We start from the raw sequence: 19,315 nt of genomic DNA, 5'->3' as shown, positions 1-19,315 counted from the left end.
GACCGATCACTTCCGCTGCCACAACGATCACTCCGGTCATTCGCAGTGATCGTTCTGGCGCATGATGGGTCCATGGACAACGACTCGCCGGACGTCGGCCGCAAGCGGCGGGACCGGATGCGGGACATCCTCGAGCGGGTGCGGGAGCAGGGCTCGACGAGCACCGACGAGCTGATCCGGGCCTGCGGCGTCTCGGCGGCCACGGTCCGACGCGACCTCGGCGAGCTCGAGGCGCGCGGTCTCGTCGTGCGCAGCTACGGCCGGGTCGAGTCCGTCGGTGCGCTCCCGGAGCTGCCCGTCGTGATGCGTGCCTCGGAGGCCGACGCCGCCAAGCGCGCGGTCGGTCGGCTCGCCGCACGGCTCCTGCCCCCGGGGCGACAGGCCGTCGCGGTCAGCGGGGGGACCACCACGAAGGAGGTCGTGCGGGCGCTCGGCGACCGGAACGGTCTGACGGTGATCACGAACGCCGTGACCATCGCGCTCGAGGTCTCGCGCAGCCCGCGGGTGAAGACGATCCTGACCGGCGGCACGCTCCGCGCCACCTCGCTCGAGGCGGTCGGTCCCCTGGCCGAGGCCGCGTTCGCGGCGTTCAAGGTCACGACGGCGTTCCTCGGCACGGACGGCATCAGCGCGGCCGGCGGCGTCACCACGCACGACGACACCGAGGCGCGGACGAACGGCGTGATGGTGACGCACGCCGACCGCGTGGTCGTGGTGTGCGACGGCTCGAAGGTCGGGCGGCAGACGATGGCGCGGATGGCCGACATCGGCGACGTGTCGGTCCTGGTGACCGACGAGCACGCCCCGGCGGAGGCGCTCGAGCAGATCGCCGCGGCCGGGGTCGAGGTCCTCATCGCCTGAGCGCTCCGCGCCCGAACGCGCACTCGTCCTGCGCGTTTCGCGAGGCTGCGTGGTGGTCGTGCCCACCGCGCCCTACCGTGGGGCCCGGCCGGCGAACCCCGTCGAGGCCGCGCACCCGGACGCCGCAGGAGCCCGCGTCGGGACGCGTGACCTCCCACCCCTCCGTGCCCTCTGCCACCCGCCGGGTGGCCCCGACCGCCGTCCCTCGGCGGTACCCCGAACGAAGGGCTTCCCATGACCCGCATCGTGTTCGTCGGCGCCGGGAGCGTCGTCTTCACGCGACAGCTGCTCGCCGACCTCCTCCGGTACGACGACCTCCCCGAGCTGGACCTCCGGCTGTTCGACGTCGACGAGCGTCGCCTCGCCGTCGCCGAGGCCACCGCCCGCCAGGTGAGCGAGCGCCTCGGCCGGCCGGTCACCCTCACGGCGACGACCGACCGACGTCGCGCCCTCGCCGACGCGGACTTCGTCGTCGACATGGTGCAGATCGGCGGGATCGCCGCGACCCGGACCGACCTCGAGATCCCGGAGCGGTACGGGCTGCACCAGACCATCGGTGACACGACGGGGGTCGGCGGCGTCTTCCGTGCCCTCCGCACCTTCCCGTTCCTCACCGAGCTGACCGCGGACATGCGCGAGGTCGCCCCGGACGCGGTCCTGCTCAACTACACGAACCCGATGGCGATGAACATCTGGTGGGCGGACACCGTCGCGCCGGACATCACGGCGCTCGGGCTCTGCCACAGCGTCTACTGGACCGCGCACGACCTCGCCGGACTCCTCGACCTCGACGTCGAGCAGACTCGGTTCCGCGCAGCAGGCGTCAACCACCAGTCGTGGTTGCTCGAGTGGACGCACGAGGGCGAGGACCTGTACCCGCGGCTCCGCGAGCGCATCCGGCAGGACCCGGAGCTCGAGCGGCGGGTACGGGTCGAGGTGTTCAAGCGGATCGGCTCCTACCCGACCGAGACGAGCGAGCACTCCTCCGAGTACCTGTCGTGGTTCCTCCGCTCGCCGGAGCAGGTCGACCGGTTCCGCCTGCGTCCGCTCGAGTACGTCGGCATCTCCGAGGACAACGTCGCCGAGTTCGAGGCCGCCGAGCGCGACCTGGCGGCCGGCCGACCCGTGCAGCTCGAGGAGGGCGCCTCGGAGTACGCCCCGCAGGTCATCCACTCGCTGGTCACCGGCACCGAGCGCGAGATCCACGCGAACGTGCCGAACAGGGGCCTGATCGACAACCTGCCGGACGGGTGCGTCGTCGAGGTCCCGACCACGGTCGGCGCTGGCGGCATCGCACCGATCCCGATGGGGGCGCTCCCCGTGCAGGCAGCGGCGCTGAACCGGCCGTACGTCTCCGTGAACGAGCTCACCGTGCACGCCGCGCGGACGGGTGACCCGGTCGCGATCCGGCAGGCGGTGCTCATGGACCCGAACGCGTCCTCGACGCTCACGCCCGAGCAGATCTGGGAGCTGTGCAACGACCTCGTCGTCGCCCACGGGGACCTGCTGCCGGAACCGCTGCGCGCGACGATCCCCGCACGCGGGATCTGAGCTCGCCGGCCGACGCACCACTGACGACGAAGGAGTCCGCAGTGACACGCACCACCAGCAGCAGCACACGCACCAGCAGCAGCACACGCACCGCCCGCCGCCGCACCGGACGCGGCGCGCTCGCCGTCGCGATCGCGGTCGCCGCGACGGTCCTCACCGGCTGCGCACCGCAGGGTGCCACCGAGCTCGACACCACGGCACCGGTCCACCTGACCATGTGGTCGGGCCAGAGCGACGAGGCGGCGAAGCTCCTGCAGGAGCTCGTCGACGAGTACGAGGACGAGCACCCGAACGTGACGATCGACATGTCCTCCGGGGCCTCGTCGACCGACGAACTGCTCCAGAAGCTCGCGGCGTCGTTCGCCGGGAACGACTCACCCGACATCTCGTACACCTTCGGGTCGTGGGCGAGCCAGCTCGAGCGTTCCGGGCGGACGCTCGACCTGCGCGCCGAGGCGGAGGACCCGGACACGCACTGGGACGAGTTCTCCCCGGCGGCTCGCGGCACCGCGCAGCCGACCGGGCGGAAGGTGATCGGCTTCCCCGCGGTCGTCGACAACATCTCGCTCTTCTACAACAAGACCGTCTTCGACGCCGCCGGCGAGCCGTACCCGACGGCGGACTGGGACTGGTCGGACTTCCGTCGCGCCGCGAAGGCGTTGACGGACCGGGACAGCCAGACCTTCGGCTACGGCTACTCGGTCTCGGGCAGCGAGGAGACCACGTGGCAGATGTGGCCGCACCTCTGGCAGAACGGCGGTTCGATCCTGTCCGAGGACGGCGAGCACGCGGCGTTCGACTCGGAGGCCGGCGTCGAGGCCCTGGAGTTCATGCGGTCCATGGCCGTGACCGACCGCAGCGTGTATCTCGACCAGACGGACACGAAGTTCGCCCAGCTGTTCGAGAGCGACCGCGTCGGCATGATCACCTCCGGTCCGTGGGAGCTCTCCGCCCTGCAGACGGCCGGCACTTCGTACGGCGTGGTGCGGCTCCCCGGCACCGACGGTGACCACCAGACGGTGTCCGGGCCGGACCTCTGGACCCTCTTCGACAACCACGACGTGAACCGCGCGTACTGGGCGAAGGACTTCACGAAGTGGCTGACCTCACCCGAGCAGGACGAGCGGTTCAACGTCGCCGTCGGCAACCTGCCGCTGCGCTCGAGCGAGGCCGACAGCGAGGCGTTCCGCAAGCAGGTCGACGCCCTGCCCGGACTCGACGTGATCCAGGCGAACTCCGCCGACGCGAAGCAGGTCCGCCCGACCCTGCCCGGCTACAACGGCCTGTCCGAGGCGTTCGGCAACGCGGTGTCCCGCGTGCTGCAGGGCGAGGGCGAACCGGCCGAGGCACTCCGGCAGGCGACCGTCGCCGCCGACAAGGCACTCCGTCAGGGCTAGGAGGCCCCCGTGACCACTCCCGCACTCCGCACCCGTCCGACCACCGACACCGCGCCGCCGCGGCCACCGCGCCGACGTCGATCGGCCGCCGCCCGCGAGGGCCTCGCCGGCTGGGGCTTCGTCGCCCCGGCCCTGGCGGTCGTCCTCGGCCTCACGATCTTCCCCGGGGTCTGGGCGCTCGTCCTCTCCTTCCAGCGCTGGGACGGCTTCAGCCCGCCGTCCTTCGCCGGCATCGAGAACTACCAGGACCTGGCCACCGACGCGAGCGCGCTCGCGGCCGCCGTGCACACCCTGCTGTACACGGTCCTGTTCGTCCCCGCGTCCCTGCTGCTCGGGCTCGCCCTGGCCGTCGCGCTGAACCGGCGCATCCGGTTCATCGGGCTGTACCGCACGGCGATCTTCGTGCCGTTCGTGGCCTCGGCCGCGGCGACGGGCATCCTGGCCACCTACCTGTTCAGCCCGCAGTTCGGCATCGTCAACAACGTGCTGCGCGTGCTGCACGTCCCGCCGCAGGGCTGGCTCGAGGACCGCGCCGAGGCGATGGTCGTGATCGTCATCATGTCCCTGTGGGGGCAGGCGGCGTTCACGACCGTCATCTACCTCGCCGCCCTGCAGGACGTCCCCGGTGACGTGCTCGAGGCGGCCCGGATCGACGGCGCGAACAACTGGCAGACGTTCTGGCGCGTGGTGTGGCCGCAGCTGGCGCCCGTCACCGCGTTCGTCGGGATCTACCAGACCCTGCAGGCCGTGCAGCTCTTCGACCTCGTCTACGCCACCACCCGAGGCGGACCGCTCGACGCGACCCAGACGATCGTCTACTACCTGTGGAAGACGGCCTTCCAGAACCTGCAGTTCGGCTACGGGTCCGCCATCGCCTACGGCATGTTCTTCGTCACCCTCACCGCGACCGTGATCGTCACGCTCGTGCAGCGCCGAGCCGGAAGGAACGCGTCACGATGACCGTCGAGACCCGAGTACTCGAGACCCCGAACCGGCCGGACGCCGTCGCGACACCGGCGGAGCGCACCACACCCCGTCGTCGACGTCGCCTGCCGTTCAGCCCGTGGCACCTCCTGCTCGCACCGGTGGCGCTCCTCTTCCTGCTGCCGTTCGTCGAGATGTTCATGACGTCGCTCGAACCGGCCTCGGAGATCAACAAGTTCCCGCCGTCGTTCCTCCCGACGCAGTTCACGCTGTCGGGCTACACGCGCCTGTTCGCCGAGTCGGACATCCTGCACTGGCTCCTCAACACGGTCATCGTGTCGGCGTCGGCGATCGTCTCGCACCTCGTCCTGTGCTCGCTGGCCGGGTACGGGTTCGCGCGCCTGCGGTTCCCGGGGCGGACGTTCGGGTTCCTGGCGATCCTCGCGACGATCATGATCCCGTCGCAGCTGCTCATGATCCCGACCTACGTCATGTTCGCCCGGTTGCACCTCGTGGACAGCCTCGGTGCCGCGATCGTGCCCTGGCTCGCCTCGGCCTTCGGCATCTTCCTGATGCGGCAGTTCTTCCTGTCCCTGCCCGCCGAGCTCGAGGAGGCCGGCCAGATCGACGGGTGCACCCGCCTGCAGGTGTTCTTCCGGATCGTGCTGCCGCTCGCCCGTCCCGCGTTGGCGACGCTCGCGATCTTCACGCTGCTCGGGTCGTGGAACGACCTGGTCTGGCCGCTCGTGGCGATCAACGACGCCGACTCGTTCACGCTGCAGCTCGGTCTGACGAACTTCCAGGGGGCGCGGCGGACCGACTGGTCGCTGCTGATGGCGGGGAACGTGGTCGCCACGCTGCCGCTGATCCTGCTCTTCCTGGTGGCGCAGAAGCAGTTCGTCGCGACGATGGCCTCGGCCGGTCTGAAGGGCTGAGCAGCACGGACGACGGGAGGCACGGTGCTCACGGGCACCGTGCCTCCCGTCGTCCGTGCGGGCGGTCCGCAGGCACGGCTGCCGGCCGGGAGGCGCGGGTCCGCCCGGAACCGAGCCGCCGGCTGGGCGCGGACTGCCGGCCGGGAGGCGCGGGTCGGCTCGGTACCACGCCTCCCGTCGTGCGCACGGACGGACCGGAGCCGCGGGGCGGGCCGGTACCGTGCCTCCCGTCCGGGTACATCGGCCGTCCACGCGGCCGCAGCGACCACGACGGAGCGCCCCTCGGATCCCGAGGGGCGCTCCGTCCGGTGGCCGTGTCGGCCACCGCTCACTTCAGGCCGGAGGACGCGAGTCCGTCGATCACCCGCCGCTGCAGCACGATGAACAGGATCAGCACCGGGGCCATCGCCATCAGGCTCGCCGCCATGAGCAGGGGGTAGTCGATGGTCCGGTCGCTGGACAGGGTCGCGAGCCCGGCGGCGAGCGGCATGTCCTCGGCCCGGGTGGAGACCACCAGCGGCCAGAGCAGCTCGTTCCACGACCAGAGCACGGTCGTGATCGCGAGCACGCTGATCGACGGGCGCGCGAGCGGCAGCATGATCCGCCAGAAGGTCTGGAACGGGTTGGCCCCGTCCATGCGTGCCGCCTCCTCGAGCTCCGCGGGCATGTTGAGGAACGCGGTCCGCATCAGGAACGTGCCGAAGGCGCTGAACAGGCCCGGTGCGACGATGCCGGCCAGGCTGTCCAGCCACCCGAGGCCCTGGACGATCTGGTACTGCGAGATCAGGTAGACCTGCGACGGCACCAGCAGGATCGACAGCACGATCCCGAGGATGACCGCGCGGCCGCGGAACCGCATGCGGGCGAACGCGTACCCGGCCAGGGTGCACAGCACGATCTGCGCCAGGGTGCGGATCAGGGTCACCCAGATCGAGGTCGCGAGCTGGTCGAGGAAGGGGAGCCGTTCGAACACCCGGGCGAAGTTGCTCCACTGCAGCTCACCGGGCCAGAAGGTCGGCGTCGGCGAGGTCACCTGCGCGTTCGTGGACAGCGCCATGACGATCTGCCACAGGAACGGGAACGCCATGACGAACCCACCGATGCCGAGCACCACGTGGATCCACCAGTGGCTGCCCCCGCGGCGCCCCGGACGCGTCGTCGTCTGCGCCCGGCTGCGGCTCGCCGCCCTCGTGGCCGCCGCGACCTTGCTGCCGCGCGCTTCGATGATGCCGGTCATGACTGGACCCACTTCCGCTGGACCCGGAACTGCACGACGGTGATGATGCCGATGAGCACGAAGATCACCATCGCGATGGCAGCCGCGAAGCCCTTGTCGTTGTCGATGAACCCGGCGTTGTAGAAGTAGAAGACGAGGGACATCGTCTTCGGGATGACCGGGTTGGTGGAGCCGAGGATCGCGTAGAGCAGATCGAACAGCTGGAAGCTCGAGATCGTGGTGACGACGAGCACGAAGAAGATGCTCGGGGTCAGCAGCGGCACGGTGAGCGCGTGGAACTGGCGCCAGCGACTCGCGCCGTCCAGCTCTGCGGCCTCGTACAGCTCGGGTGGGATGTCCTTGAGCCCGGCACCGAGGATGATCATCGAGAAGCCGAGCGACGACCACAGGCCGACGAGGGACACCGCGACGAGCGCGAAGCCCGGGGTGGAGATCCAGTACGGGCCGTCGATGCCGACCAGTCCGAGGAACCAGTTCACGATGCCGAAGTCGCCGTTGTACATGATGCGCCACACCAGGGCGATCGCGGCGGGCATCGCGACGTAGGGCAGGAAGAACAGCACGCGGTAGAACTGTGCGAAGCGCAGGCCCGGCGTGTTCAGCAGGCTCGCGAGCCAGACCGCGATCGGGATGCCGAGCAGGACGATCACCGTGTAGACGATCGTGTTGACCAGCGACTGGTACAGCTGCGGGTCGGTCAGCAGGCGCCCGTAGTTCGCGAGGCCCGTGAAGGTGGCGCCGCCGAACACGCCCCAGCTCGTGAACGAGTACCAGAACGTCTGCAGGATCGGCCAGATGAAGAACGTCCCGACGCCGATGAGCAGCGGGAGCACGAACAACCACGGCCAGATGCCGTCGGTGCGTGGTGCCCGCGACGGTCGCGAGGGGCCGTCGGGACTGGTGTCGGGCGGTGCGGACACCTGTGTGGCGTCCGGTTGCTGGGTGTTGATCGTCATCAGGTCGCTCCTCGGCCAGGGCGGTCGGATCGGGTGGTCCGTGCGGTGCGGATGGGCGGACGGGACGGAGCCGGCCGGCCGGGCGCGGGCCCGACCGACCGGCTCGTCGTCACTCCTTCGCGAGTGCTGCGTCCATCTCCTGGGCGAGCTTCTCCGTCACCTGGTCGACCGGCTCGGAGCCGTCGAAGGCGCTCGGCAGCAGGTTCGTCTCGAGGGTGTTCCACGCGGCGGTGTTCTTCGACACCGGCAGCGGCTTCGCGTAGTCGACCGCGTCGAGGAAGACCTGCAGGTCCGCGTCGGGCATGGTCTTCGTGAAGGCGTCCTGCGTGCCCTCGTACGCCGGGATGACCGCGCCCATGTCGCCCTGCTGCTGCTGTGCCGGCTTGCTCGCCAGGTACGCCTGCAGTGCCTGGGCGGCGGCCTTGTCCTTCGACCCCTCGGCGACGACGTTCGAGACGCCGTGGATGACGGTCGCCTGCTCCTTGCCCTTCGGCAGCGGGTAGACGACGACGTCCTGCTCCATGTCGGTGCCGATCAGCGCCGACCGGAACCAGCTGCCGCCCTGGTACATCGCGAGCTTGCCCGAGGTGAACCACTGGTCCGCCGTGGTGTCGGTCAGTTGCTTGATCGTCGGCGAGGCGCCCGAGTCGATCAGGTCGGTCCAGAAGCGGATGCCCTCCTGCGCGGCCTTCGTGTCGTACTCCGACTTCCCGTCGTCGACGACGGATCCGCCGGCCTGGAAGATCGTGTCGTAGTAGGTGGTCTGTCCGTCCATGCCGCCGGCGGCGCCGTACGCGCCGTCGCCCTGCAGCTTCTGCGACAGTTCGGCGGCGGTGTCCTGGAAGTCCTGCCACGTCCAGTCCTTCGACGGCATCGCGACGCCGGCCTGCTCGAACAGGGCCTTGTTCACCCAGACGCCGATCGTGTCGAAGTCCTTCGGCACGCCGTACTGCTCCCCGTCGTAGGTGTACAGGTCGTCGAGCGCCTTCGAGTACTTCGACGGGTCGATCGCGCCCGACTCCACCGCGCCGGTGATCGGCGCGAGCTTGCCGTTGCCCGCGTAGAGCTGGAAGTTCGGGCCGTTCATCCAGAACAGGTCGGGCAGCGTGTTGCTGGAGCCCTGCGTCTGCAGCTTCGTGAAGTAGTTGGCGTACGGCGTGACGTCGACGTTGACGGTGATGTCCGGGTACTCCTCGTTGAAGCCCTTGATGTTCGCCTTGATCGCGTCGACCTGGTTCTGGTCCCACACGGCGTACGTCAGGTCGGCCTTCGTGTCCTTCGCGACGGTGCCCTTCCCGGAGTCGGAGCCGGCGGACGAGGCGCTGCTGCACCCGGCGAGGAGCGCGACGGCGCTGACCGCGGCAGCGAGACCGAGCAGGGCGCGGCGGCGACCGCGGCCGTGACGGGGGGAGGGGAGGGTCATCGGGTGTTCCTTCCGGAGAGGTCGTCGCGGCCGGCGGCCGAGAAGTGACGGATCGTGGCATCGGGGAGGGGCGGCACGTCGAGCGGGACGGAGCCGTTGCGGAGCGAGCGGGTGGCGAGTGCGCCGGCGGCGACCGCCATGCGCGCCGCGATCGGGGACAGCGTCGTCGGCTCGCCGAGGGCCACCGAGCGGAGGAACTCCGTCATCGTGAGGAGGTCGGCGTCGGCGTGACCGTCCTCGACGCCGTCGACGGGGTACTCGACGTCACCGGTGACGTCCCAGTTGCGGCGGTGGGTCCACACCTTGACGACACCACCGCCGGTGTCGCCGACGTTCTCGAGCCGTCCGTGGGTGCCGATCACCGTGTAGTTGCGCCAGTAGTCGGGCGTGAAGTGGCACTGCTCGTAGCTCGCCTGCACGCCGTTGTCGAGCGTCATCATCACCATCGAGACGTCCTCCACGTCGACGACGGGGTTCAGGCCGGTCTGCTCGGCGGGCGGCCAGTTGTCGAACGAGAACCAGTCGGTCATGAGCTCGTCGCTGCGGTCCCGCCGGTCGGTGACGTCGCCGTACACGGAGAGCGACCCCATCCCGACGACCCGGCTCGTGTACGCACCGGCGAGGGCGTGCACGACGTCGAGGTCGTGGCTCGCCTTCTGCAGCAGGAGGGAGTTCACGCGGCTGCGGTCGGCGTGCCAGTCCTTGAAGTAGTAGTCGCCGCCGTTGCCGACGAAGTGGCGGACCCACACCGCCTTGACCTCGCCGATCTCACCGCGGGCGATCACCTCGCGCATGAGTCGGACGACGGCGGCGTGCCGGAAGTTGTGGCCGACGTACAGGGGCGTCCCGGTCTCGGCGGCGGTGTTCAGGACGGCGTCGGCGTCCTCGACCGTGATCGCCAGGGGCTTCTCGAGGTAGACGGCGATGCCGGCACGGAGCAGGTCGATCGCGATCTCGGCGTGGGTCCAGTCCGGGGTGGTGACGATCGCCGCGTCCACGAGGTTCGGCACGCCGTCCGAGCCGATCAGTGCCCGGTGGTCGGCGACCACCTCGGCCTCCGGCCAGTGCGCGGCGGCACGTGTCCGGCCGCCCTCCGTGGTGTCGGCGGCGGCCGTGATCCGGGCGTCCACGCCGTCGGCGTCCAGCCCCGCAGCGGCCACGTGGTCGGCGATGGCCGACCGCTGGCCGATGCCGACGACGCCGACCCGGAGCAGGCGTGTGCTCGTGGTGGTCATCTCGCTCCCTTGCGTGAATGTGACGGCAATGATGCCAAATCGATCATGAGTGCACAATAAGCACGCACGGCTCGATCACGGAAGCGTGCATCCGAGGTTGTTACATGTCGGCAACGTCACGACGACGGCACGGGACGGCGCCGGCCGACTGCGGCTGCGCAGCCGACGACGGGCGGATCCGGGGTGACCTGGACCGCGGGGCGTCAGCTCGCGACGACGAGTTCCACGCCGGCGGACGCCAGGTCTGCGGCGAACGACGCCGGCACCGCCTGGTCCGTGACGAGCACGTCGATGCGGTCGAGCGGGCAGATGCGCGCGAAGGTGGAGCGCTCGATCTTCGTCGAGTCGGCGACCACGATGATCCGCCGTCCGACCGACGCGAAGTGCCGGCTCACCTCGGCCTCGCCCTCGTGCATGGTCGTGGCGCCGTACTGGCCGGACAGCCCGTCGACCCCCAGCACGACGACGTCGAGCGCGAACCCGTCGAGGGTGTCGCGGACCGTCGGGCCGATGAGCTCGTACGACTGCCGCCGTGCCACACCGCCCGTCACGACGATCTTGACGTTGGCGCGGATCGACAGCTCGTAGCCGATGTTCAGGGCGTTGGTGACGATGGTGATGCCGCACTCGCCGTCGGCGCGGATGAAGCGCTCGGACTTGCCGAGCTCCCGCGCGACCTCGGTCGTCGTCGTCCCGCCGTTCAGGCCAACGGTGTCCCCCGGGGAGACGAGCGCGGCGGTCGCCCGGGCGATGGCGGTCTTCGCCTCGGCCTGCCGGGCGATCTTGTACTGCAGCGGCAGCTCGTACCCCGCGCCCAGCGCTGCGGCCCCACCGTGGGTGCGCGTGACGAGCCGCTGGTCCGCCAGGGTCGTGAGGTCACGCCGGGCGGTCGCCGCGGAGATGCCGAGCGCCTCGCCGATCTCGGCGATGGAGACGTTCCCGCGGTCGCTCACGAGCTCGAGGAGCGCGTTGAGCCTCTGCTGCGGGGTCATGGCGTCATCCTACGGGCGTGTTCGCTGCGCGATGTGAGCGGAAATGATGCGCGTTGTTTGCACCGATCACGATCGGTCGGCAGGCTGTCGGCGTCCGATCAGTCCCGATCGGCACGACCGGAGGGCTCGCGATGACCGCGAACGGTGCAGCGCTCGGCATCGACGTCGGGGGCACGAGCATCAAGGTGCGCCTGGTCGCAAACGACGGGCGGGTGCTCGAGGAGCAGCGTGTCCCGACGCCCCGAGAGGACCCGCAGGCCACCGCGCTGGCCGAGCTCGTCGCGACGCTGGGACAGCGGGCACGGACGGTCGCCCGGCGACGGGGGACGGACCTCGGGGCGATCGGTCTGGTCGTCCCCGGGGTCGTCGACGAGGACGCCGGCCGATCGGTGCTCTCCGTGAACCTCGGCTGGCGGGACGTTCCGGTCCGGGCACGGGTCGACGACGCCCTGCGCGCGGCGGGCGTGGACGCCGTCCCGCTCGCCTTCGGCCACGACGTCCGTGCCGGAGCGCTCGCCGAGGTCCGGGCCGCCGGTCCGGGAGCGGCCCCGGGCGGTCCGCTCGCCACCGACACCGACACCGACACCGACACCCTCGCCGCGCTCGGCCGTGGCACCGTCGCCTTCGTCCCCGTGGGGACCGGCCTGGCGAGTGCCCTGGTCGTCGACGGCCGGGTCGTGCCGGGCGGCGGGTGGGCCGGGGAGGTCGGCCAGGTCCGGATCCGGGACGGCGCGCACGCGGGCCTCCGGGTCGAGGAGGTCGCCTCGGCCGGCGCCGTCGCACGCCGCAGTGGTGCTCCGAGCGCCCACGACGCGATGCTCCGGGTGCTCGACGGGGACCCGGTCGCCCGACGGGCGTGGGACGACTGCGTCGACGTGCTCGCCGACACCCTGGCCTGGCTGACGGCCGTCGCGGGGTGCCACACCCTGATCGTCGGCGGCGGGCTGGCGCAGTCCGGGCCGCTGCTGTTCGACCCGCTGCGCGCCGCCGTCGCGGACCGCCTCGCCGGGGTCCGACTGCCCGAACTCGTGGGGGCGCGCCACGGCGATGCGGCCGGCGCCATCGGTGCGGTGCTGCTCGCCCGCCAGGCCCGAGCCGGCTCGGCGCAGGCCGGCTCCGCGCGTGCCGCGTCGGTGCGTGCCGGGTCGGTGCCGGACGTGGCGGTGACCGCGTGACCGTCCTCGTCCGCGCCCCACGGATCGTCACCGCCGCGGTCGACCTGTCGGAGGCGTGGCTCGCCGTCGAGGACGGCCGGGTCGCCGCGGTCGGCACCGGTGCGGCACCGGTGCACGACCGTGTGGTCGAGGCGCCGGGCACCGTCCTGCCGGCCTTCGTCGACCTGCACGCGCACGGTGCCCTCGGGCACGACTTCGCCTCGTGCTCGGTCGCCGAGGCGCGGGCGGCCGCCGACCACCACGCCGCGCGGGGGACCACCCGCCTGGTGGCGTCGATCGCGACGGGCACGGTCCCGGACACGGTCGCCGCCCTGCACCGCCTGCGACCGCTCGTCGACGACGGCACGCTCGCCGGACTGCACCTCGAGGGGCCCTGGCTCGCACCCGCCCGCCGGGGTGCGCACGCCGCGCAGCTGCTGCACCCGCCGACCCCCGACGAGGTCGACCTGTTCGTGGACGCCGGCGGTGCGGCGCTCCGGATCGTCACCCTCGCGCCCGAGCTCCCGGGTGCGCTCGACGCGGTCCGGCGACTGGTGGCGTCGGGTACCGTCGTCGCGATCGGGCACACCGACGCCGACGGCGGCCAGGTCCGGGCGGCGGTGGACGCCGGTGCGACCCTCGTCACGCACCTGTTCAACGGGATGCCGCCGCTGCACCACCGTGCGCCCGGCCCGGTCGGCGTCGCGCTGTCGGACGAGCGTCTCACCGTGGAGTGCATCGTGGACGGCCACCACCTCGACCCGGTCACCGTCGACGTCGTGCGCGGAGCCGCGGGTGACCGCCTCGTGCTCGTCTCGGACGCCATGGCCGCGACCGGCTGCCCCGACGGCAGCTACCGGATCGCCGGCTCGGAGGTCGTCGTCTCCGACGGAGTCGCCCGGCTCGCGGACGGCTCGTCACTGGCGGGGAGCACGATCACGGTGGCGGACGCCGTCGCTCGCTTCGTCGACGGTCGTCCGGACCGGCTGCCGGCGGCGGTGCACGCGTCCTCCGCACGGGCGGCGTCGGTGCTCGGTCTGCGTCCGCCGCTCAGCGTCGGATCCGCCGCCGACCTCGTGGTGATCGGACCCGACGGGCGGATCCACCCGCTGCCGCTCGGACCGGCCGCCTGACCGAGCGCGGCCGCCCGCCCGGGCGGCCCGTGTCACGGAGCCGGCGCCGCCGGACGGGAGGCGCGGTGCCGGCCCGACACGCGCCTCCCGTCCGGATCAGCGACGTGCCGGCGGGCCGCACGCCGCGCCGACGACCGGACACCGGTTGCCGTCGAGCTCGTCGGTGTACTCGTCGCCGTCACCGAGCAGCACGTGCCGGTACGCCTCGTCGTCGATGGGTTCCGCGGAGCGCACGGCAGCCTCGAGCAGGCTGTCGTCGACCTCCGGCAGGGCGCTGACGGCCACGAGCGTGTCGCCCACGACCGCGGCGACCTCGTGGCCGTGTTCGCTCGTCCGCCGCACGACCCCGCCGTCCTCGTCGCACGACGTCTCCGCCTCGGAACCGCCCCCGGGGGCGACGCCCTCGATCGGTCGGCCGCACGGCGGGGTCGTCGCGGCGAGTGTGACGACCGTCAGGTCGGATCCCGACGCGTCGCCGGGTGCGTGCGCCTCCTCGGCAGGCGAGGAGAACACCTGCAGGAACCCCGGTAGCCGCTGCTCGATGTTCGCCTCGTACACGGAGCCGTACCCGTCGGGGGAGATCGTGACGGGCCGGAAGTCCGCGCCGATGGCGACCTGCGCCCGCGCGATGGCCTGCTCGTCCCGTTGCACGTCGCTCCCGTGGACGCGGACGCCGACCGCGACGACCACCGCGACGACCGCGACCGCGGCGCCCGTCCCCAGGACGGCGCCGAGCTTCCGCAGGACTCCGCGGTGCACGAGCATCGCCGGGACCGCGGCGACGACCGCGCCCACCAGGTACGGCGTGGGCGTGGACGCGAGGAGCGGGAACGTCGGCTCGGGGCCGGCGAAGGCAGCGGGCAGCAGCGCCGCGACGAGGACCGCGGGGACGAGGACGAGGCCCGCAGCACCGAGCCACGCCGTCCGGCGACGCCGGGTGGCGAGGACCGCCAGACCGCCGAGTGCTCCGCACGCCACGACCGTGTGGACCAGCAGTGCCACGAGGCCGGGTACGCCGACGAAGAACGTGAGGAGGGCGGCCGCGCGCGCGAGGTGTGCGGCGCCGACGCCGATCGCCGTCGCGCCGAGCACGTGCACCCAGGGGTGCGTCCTGGTCTGCTCGCTGGTCGTGTCGCCCACGCTGTGCCCCCGTCCGTCGGACCCCCTGTCCGACCGAGCCGATCCTCGCACGCCGCGTGCCGTCGCGGTCGGGCCGGGTCGTCAGCGGGGCGAGGGTCGGAACCAGCGGATCAGCTCGCGGAGCGCCGGCAGCGAGCTGATCTGCGTGCCGTCCGCGGCGTCGAGGTCGTCGAAGGTCGTCCGGTAGCCCGGGGCCTGCTCGACGTCGGTGTCCTCGGCCGGGTAGCCCATCGTCCACTCCGGGAACTGCCGCTCCTCGATGAGCTCCTCGGTGAGCACCGTGACCTTGGTGTGCCGGTCGTCGTGCTTGATCGTCGCCATCTTCGCGCGGACCGCCTGGTCCGGACCCTCGAGCAGCTGCAGGAAGTAGCCGTTCCGGAAGAGCAGGACGCCGGTGATGTCGTTCTCCGCGTTCGCCCGCCGACTCTGCGCGAGCAGGCCGGCGAGGTCGTCGTCGTCGAGGGATCGGGTGGCGACACTCGAGTAGATGAGGGACAGCATCGGGGCTCCTTGGTGGCGGTCGTGCCGGGTCCGTCAGTCAACTCCGCGGCACCCGTGCGTCCACGGACCACCGGGGGGACGAGCGGCCAGGCCGACGTCGCACGGCCGTCGGCTCTGGGAGGCTGGTGCCATGGACCCCGTCATCGTCATCGGAGAAGCCCTGGTCGACGTGGTCGACCGCCCCGATGGGCGCGTCGAGCACCCGGGCGGGAGCCCGATGAACGTCGCCGTCGGCCTCGCTCGCCTCGGCCGGGCCGCACGGCTCGTGTGCGCGCTCGGCGACGACGACCACGGCGGTTCGATCCGGGCGCACGTCGGCGCGAGCGACGTCGAGGTCGACGCGACCGCGATCGAGCGCACCTCCACCGCCGTCGCGACGATCGGCGACGACGGCGGTGCGTCCTACGAGTTCGACCTCGACTGGCGCCTCGACCCGGTGCAGGTGCCGGTCGGCACGCCGCTCGTGCACGTCGGCTCCATCGGTGCCGTGCTGGAGCCGGGCGCACGGACCGTGCTCGAGGCGCTCCGTACCCGCCCGACGGACGCCCTCGTCTCCCTCGACCCGAACGTCCGTCCGTCGATCACGCCCGACCGGGATGCCGTGCTCGCCACCCTCGAACCGCTGTTCGCCGAGGCCGACGTGATCAAGCTCAGCGACGAGGACGCCGCGTGGCTCTGGCCGGACCGCAGCGTCGACCAGGTCCTCGACGGGCTGCTGGCGCACGGGGCGGCGCTCGCCGCGGTGACGCTCGGCGGGTCGGGCTGCGCGATGGCGTCCGCCCGCGCGCGGACCACCGTGCCGGCGCCGCGCGTCGAGGTCGCGGACACGATCGGCGCGGGTGACTCGTTCATGGCGGGGCTGCTCGCCGGCGTGCTCGCACGGGGATCCGCGCCCACCGGCCTCGACACCGACGAGCTCGGACGCCTGGCGTCGCTCGCGCTGGCCTGTGCCGCCGTCACGGTGTCCCGCCCGGGCGCGGACCCACCCGTCCGGGCCGAGCTCGACACGGACGCCGCCGGGGTCCTGGGCGCCTGACCGCTCGTCGCCCTGCCGCACGCCCGGACCGGACGTACGGGGCAGCGACCGGTGCTCGCCACGGGTGAGCCTCGCGTCGCCCGCACAACGGGGAGCACGTGGCGCCGCGGATCGACGTGGCGCGAGGTGCTCCCGGTTGTGCGCGAGCACATCGCACCGGCGGCCGACCGCGTGCCCGCTGACCGCCCGACCACCGACCGCGTGACCGCTGACCGCCCGACCACCGACCACCGACCGCGCGACCGCTGACCGATCGACCACCGACCGCCGACCGCTGCGGCCCGCGCGGGCGCACGGCCGCGCACCGGCCGGGCCCCCCGCCGTCAGGCGTGCGCGGCGAGGAACGCGTCGGTCTCCGCGGCCGTCGGAGCCGTCGCCGGCCCCCGCCGTGTCACCGCGAGTGCCGCCGCGGCATTGGCACGCCGGACCGCGTCGACCAGCGAGAGCCCGCGCGCCAGGGCAGCGACGAGCACGCCGCCGTGGGCGTCACCCGCGCCGTTCGAGTCCACCGCGTCGACGGGGAACCCGGGCACCAGGACCGGGGCGCGCCCCGGCTCGGCGACCCAGCAGCCCGCTGCGCCGTCACGGGCCAGCGCGGTGCCGCGGGCGGACGCGGCGATCGCCGCGACCGCCTCGGGGAGTCCCGCGGCGGTCGGTGCCATGAGCCGTGCCTCCCGGCCGTTGGCGCTGACCACGTCCGCGCGCGCCGTGACGGGGCCGAGCACCGCCGGGGGCAGCGTGTCGACCAGCGGTGACGGGTCGAGCACGACACGGACGGAGTCGGGCACCGTCGTCAGCCAGTCGGCGATGGCCGGACCGTTGACGGCGTGCGCGAGGCCGTAGCCGGAGACGACGACCGTGTCGTCCGGCCGGAGCGCGACGCGGTCGAGGTCCGCGCGGCCGAGCCGGCCCTCGGCGCCGACGCTCGTCACGAAGGTGCGCTCGGTGGAGGCGTCGACGAGTGCGACGCAGTACCCGCTGTCGACGTCGTCGAGCCCGGGCTGCAGGACCTCGACGCCCGAGTCGACGAGCGCCGCCCGGACGACGTCGCCGAACGGCCCGGTGCCGTACTGCCCGGCGAACACCACGGGCAGGCCGTCGCGGACGGCGGCGACCATCGTGTTGAGCCCGCCGCCCGCGGTGATCTCCGACGCCGAGGCGATGACGTCACCGCCGGGCTCGGGGATCGCGTCCACGCGCATGACGATGTCGACGACGACGTTGCCGACCGAGACGAGGCGGCTCACGCGCGCTCCTCGGGAGCGTGCAGCTGGCCGCGGGCACCGCCGGTGAGCAGGTACACGAGGGCGGCGACGACGAACGTCACGATCCACCCGAGGCCGTTCGCGCCGATCCAGCTGTCCGAGAGTGCTCCGACGAACACGGGGTCCGCGTCGCCGACCTGCACCGAGGTGAAGAGGAAGCCGACGACGATCGCGACGACCCAGGCGGCGAGGGCGCCCCAGGCGACGCCGCCGCGGTACCAGTAGCGGCCTCCGGCGCGGAGGTCGAGCAGCGCGGCCGGGTCGTACCAGCGTCGCTTCGCCATGTCGGCGATGAACACCCCGAGCCAGGCGGTGATCGGCACCGCGAGCACCGAGATGAACGTGATGAAGGGCGCGTAGAAGCCGTCGGCGACGAGCATGAAGTACATCGCGCCGAGGGTCGTGACGACCACGTCGACGGCGACCGCCCACACGCGGGGCACCTTGATGCCGAGGGTCAGCGTGGTGAGGCTCGCCGAGTACACCGACAGGTGGTTCGACAGCAGCAGTCCGCCGAAGGCCGCGACCAGGTACGGGATCGCCATCCAGCTCGGCAGCAGGTCGCGGATCGCCGCGACCGGGTCACCGGCCTGCGCGAGGGTGGGGTCGCCGGCGGAGACGAGGGCGCCGAGACCGACCAGGACCACGAGGGGGATGCCCGCGCCGGCGGCGCTGGCGCTGATCAGGGCGCCCGCCTTCACCGAGGTGCGCGTGTACCGGGCGATGTCCGCACCGGCGGTCGCCCACCCGATGCCGGTGCCCGCGGCGATGGTGCCGATGCCGATCACCATCGCGGCGACCGGGCCCGCGGGCTGCGACCCGACGACGTCCCAGTCGACACGGAGCACCAGGAACACGGCGACGAAGACGTTGAGGGCGCCGAACACCCACGTCGCCCACTTCTGCACGGCGACGATGAACGCGTGGCCGAGCCCGGAGACGAGCACGGTCGCGACGACGAACACGAGGATGGCGACGATCGTCAGCACCGGGTTCGCCTTCGCGTCGCCGTCGGTGCCGAACAGGATCGTGAAGAGCGACAGCAGCACGAAGGCCGCGGTCGTCGTGTTCACGGTCTCCCACCCGAGGCGGGAGAGCAGTGACACCGCGGTCGGACCGATGTTCCCGCGCACGCCGAACACCGCGCGGCTCAGGGTCAGACTGGGAGCCCCGCCGCGGCGTCCGGCGATGGAGATCACCCCGACGACCGCGAAGGACCCGGCGGCGCCGATCACCGCGACGACGAGCGCCTGCCAGATCGTCAGCCCCTGGAACGCCACGAGCGTCGCACCGAGGGGGAGCCCGAGGATCGAGATGTTCGCGGCGAACCAGACCCAGAACAGGGCCCCGGGGGCGCCGTTCCGCTCGTCGTGGGGCACGGGCTCGATGCCGCGCTGTTCGACGCTCGTCAGCGTGCCGCTGGAGAGCGTGCCGCCGGAGCGCGTGGTGGTGTCCTGGGCCATGGGGTCCTCTTACGTCATCGGAAGGGTGCTGCGGGGGAGGTGGGGTGCTGCGGGGGAGGTGGGGTGCTGCGGGGGAGGTGAGGGTGCGGCGGGGGAGCGGGGTGCTCCCGGG

The 19,315-nt window shown here is 72.3% G+C and carries 17 protein-coding genes; 8 read left to right on the top strand and 9 right to left on the bottom strand.

Annotated features, from left to right (window positions below; genetic code table 11):
* Window positions 1-72: 72 nt before the first annotated feature.
* The 5 genes from JOD95_RS08410 (at window position 73) to JOD95_RS08390 (ending at window position 5,668) form a co-directional block, all read left to right on the top strand.
* The gene (locus tag JOD95_RS08410; RefSeq protein ID WP_066651508.1) at window positions 73-861 is read left to right on the top strand and encodes a DeoR/GlpR family DNA-binding transcription regulator; all 789 of its coding nucleotides are present in this window, start codon (window positions 73-75) and stop codon (window positions 859-861) included.
* Window positions 862-1,095: 234 nt separating this feature from the next.
* Window positions 1,096-2,412, top strand: coding sequence for an alpha-galactosidase (gene melA / locus JOD95_RS08405; protein ID WP_066651509.1), 1,317 nt, complete (start codon window positions 1,096-1,098; stop codon window positions 2,410-2,412).
* Between the two features lie 41 nt (window positions 2,413-2,453).
* Window positions 2,454-3,809, top strand: coding sequence for an ABC transporter substrate-binding protein (locus JOD95_RS08400; RefSeq protein ID WP_081984538.1), 1,356 nt, complete (start codon window positions 2,454-2,456; stop codon window positions 3,807-3,809).
* 9 nt (window positions 3,810-3,818) lie between these two features.
* Window positions 3,819-4,769: a carbohydrate ABC transporter permease gene (locus JOD95_RS16365; RefSeq protein WP_209684546.1), complete on the top strand. Its 951-nt coding sequence runs from the start codon at window positions 3,819-3,821 to the stop codon at window positions 4,767-4,769.
* Window positions 4,766-5,668: a carbohydrate ABC transporter permease gene (locus tag JOD95_RS08390; RefSeq protein WP_081984540.1), complete on the top strand. Its 903-nt coding sequence runs from the start codon at window positions 4,766-4,768 to the stop codon at window positions 5,666-5,668. The genes JOD95_RS16365 and JOD95_RS08390 overlap by 4 nt, the downstream gene beginning before the upstream one ends.
* 328 nt (window positions 5,669-5,996) lie before the next feature.
* On the opposite strand, the gene JOD95_RS08385 is transcribed toward JOD95_RS08390, so the two are convergent.
* The 5 genes from JOD95_RS08385 to JOD95_RS08365 form a co-directional block, all read right to left on the bottom strand.
* Window positions 5,997-6,905 carry a carbohydrate ABC transporter permease gene (locus JOD95_RS08385; protein WP_245172021.1) on the bottom strand — a complete coding sequence of 303 codons (909 nt, stop codon included), beginning with the start codon at window positions 6,903-6,905 and terminating at the stop codon, window positions 5,997-5,999.
* Complete coding sequence (locus tag JOD95_RS08380; RefSeq protein WP_245172020.1) at window positions 6,902-7,861, bottom strand: carbohydrate ABC transporter permease; 960 nt, start codon at window positions 7,859-7,861, stop codon at window positions 6,902-6,904. The genes JOD95_RS08385 and JOD95_RS08380 overlap by 4 nt, the downstream gene beginning before the upstream one ends.
* A gap of 109 nt (window positions 7,862-7,970) precedes the next feature.
* The gene (locus JOD95_RS08375; protein ID WP_209684545.1) at window positions 7,971-9,284 is read right to left on the bottom strand and encodes a sugar ABC transporter substrate-binding protein; all 1,314 of its coding nucleotides are present in this window, start codon (window positions 9,282-9,284) and stop codon (window positions 7,971-7,973) included.
* Window positions 9,281-10,519 carry a Gfo/Idh/MocA family protein gene (locus JOD95_RS08370; RefSeq protein ID WP_066651513.1) on the bottom strand — a complete coding sequence of 413 codons (1,239 nt, stop codon included), beginning with the start codon at window positions 10,517-10,519 and terminating at the stop codon, window positions 9,281-9,283. The genes JOD95_RS08375 and JOD95_RS08370 overlap by 4 nt, the downstream gene beginning before the upstream one ends.
* A gap of 203 nt (window positions 10,520-10,722) precedes the next feature.
* On the bottom strand, window positions 10,723-11,511 hold the full coding sequence (locus JOD95_RS08365) for a DeoR/GlpR family DNA-binding transcription regulator (protein ID WP_066651516.1): 789 nt from the start codon (window positions 11,509-11,511) through the stop codon (window positions 10,723-10,725).
* Between the two features lie 131 nt (window positions 11,512-11,642).
* Between JOD95_RS08365 and JOD95_RS08360 the strand changes: the two genes are divergently transcribed.
* Together JOD95_RS08360 and JOD95_RS08355 are read left to right on the top strand one after the other, a co-directional pair.
* Window positions 11,643-12,686 (top strand): ROK family protein, encoded by a 1,044-nt coding sequence (locus tag JOD95_RS08360; RefSeq protein WP_209684544.1) that lies wholly within the window; start codon window positions 11,643-11,645, stop codon window positions 12,684-12,686.
* Window positions 12,683-13,798, top strand: coding sequence for an N-acetylglucosamine-6-phosphate deacetylase (locus JOD95_RS08355; protein WP_209684542.1), 1,116 nt, complete (start codon window positions 12,683-12,685; stop codon window positions 13,796-13,798). The genes JOD95_RS08360 and JOD95_RS08355 overlap by 4 nt, the downstream gene beginning before the upstream one ends.
* A gap of 96 nt (window positions 13,799-13,894) precedes the next feature.
* On the opposite strand, the gene JOD95_RS08350 is transcribed toward JOD95_RS08355, so the two are convergent.
* Window positions 13,895-14,938 carry a hypothetical protein gene (locus tag JOD95_RS08350; protein WP_209684540.1) on the bottom strand — a complete coding sequence of 348 codons (1,044 nt, stop codon included), beginning with the start codon at window positions 14,936-14,938 and terminating at the stop codon, window positions 13,895-13,897.
* An 81-nt stretch (window positions 14,939-15,019) separates the two neighbouring features.
* Entirely contained in the window at window positions 15,020-15,439 is a 420-nt protein-coding gene (locus JOD95_RS08345; protein ID WP_066651524.1) for a BLUF domain-containing protein, read from the bottom strand.
* Between the two features lie 130 nt (window positions 15,440-15,569).
* Between JOD95_RS08345 and JOD95_RS08340 the strand changes: the two genes are divergently transcribed.
* Window positions 15,570-16,475, top strand: coding sequence for a carbohydrate kinase (locus tag JOD95_RS08340; RefSeq protein WP_066651525.1), 906 nt, complete (start codon window positions 15,570-15,572; stop codon window positions 16,473-16,475).
* Window positions 16,476-16,798: 323 nt separating this feature from the next.
* On the opposite strand, the gene JOD95_RS08335 is transcribed toward JOD95_RS08340, so the two are convergent.
* Both JOD95_RS08335 and JOD95_RS08330 read right to left on the bottom strand, forming a co-directional pair.
* On the bottom strand, window positions 16,799-17,722 hold the full coding sequence (locus tag JOD95_RS08335) for a PfkB family carbohydrate kinase (protein WP_209684538.1): 924 nt from the start codon (window positions 17,720-17,722) through the stop codon (window positions 16,799-16,801).
* On the bottom strand, window positions 17,719-19,203 hold the full coding sequence (locus JOD95_RS08330) for a cytosine permease (RefSeq protein ID WP_209684537.1): 1,485 nt from the start codon (window positions 19,201-19,203) through the stop codon (window positions 17,719-17,721). The genes JOD95_RS08335 and JOD95_RS08330 overlap by 4 nt, the downstream gene beginning before the upstream one ends.
* Window positions 19,204-19,315: the final 112 nt, after the last annotated feature.

It is taken from the genome of Curtobacterium sp. 1310, from assembly GCF_017834105.1.
GTDB lineage: Bacteria > Actinomycetota > Actinomycetes > Actinomycetales > Microbacteriaceae > Curtobacterium.
Note: the sequence above shows the minus strand (reverse complement) of the source record. Positions and strands in the feature narration are given on the sequence as shown.

Excerpts from the sequence above, each read along its gene's own strand:
- JOD95_RS08410 (WP_066651508.1), top strand. The coding sequence starts at position 73 with ATGGACAACGACTCGCCGGACGTCGGCCGCAAGCGGCGGGACCGGATG.
- melA (WP_066651509.1), top strand. The coding sequence starts at position 1,096 with ATGACCCGCATCGTGTTCGTCGGCGCCGGGAGCGTCGTCTTCACGCGA.
- JOD95_RS08390 (WP_081984540.1), top strand. The coding sequence starts at position 4,766 with ATGACCGTCGAGACCCGAGTACTCGAGACCCCGAACCGGCCGGACGCC.
- JOD95_RS08385 (WP_245172021.1), bottom strand. The coding sequence starts at position 6,905 with ATGACCGGCATCATCGAAGCGCGCGGCAGCAAGGTCGCGGCGGCCACG.
- JOD95_RS08380 (WP_245172020.1), bottom strand. The coding sequence starts at position 7,861 with ATGACGATCAACACCCAGCAACCGGACGCCACACAGGTGTCCGCACCG.
- JOD95_RS08375 (WP_209684545.1), bottom strand. The coding sequence starts at position 9,284 with ATGACCCTCCCCTCCCCCCGTCACGGCCGCGGTCGCCGCCGCGCCCTG.
- JOD95_RS08370 (WP_066651513.1), bottom strand. The coding sequence starts at position 10,519 with ATGACCACCACGAGCACACGCCTGCTCCGGGTCGGCGTCGTCGGCATC.
- JOD95_RS08365 (WP_066651516.1), bottom strand. The coding sequence starts at position 11,511 with ATGACCCCGCAGCAGAGGCTCAACGCGCTCCTCGAGCTCGTGAGCGAC.
- JOD95_RS08360 (WP_209684544.1), top strand. The coding sequence starts at position 11,643 with ATGACCGCGAACGGTGCAGCGCTCGGCATCGACGTCGGGGGCACGAGC.
- JOD95_RS08345 (WP_066651524.1), bottom strand. The coding sequence starts at position 15,439 with ATGCTGTCCCTCATCTACTCGAGTGTCGCCACCCGATCCCTCGACGAC.
- JOD95_RS08340 (WP_066651525.1), top strand. The coding sequence starts at position 15,570 with ATGGACCCCGTCATCGTCATCGGAGAAGCCCTGGTCGACGTGGTCGAC.
- JOD95_RS08330 (WP_209684537.1), bottom strand. The coding sequence starts at position 19,203 with ATGGCCCAGGACACCACCACGCGCTCCGGCGGCACGCTCTCCAGCGGC.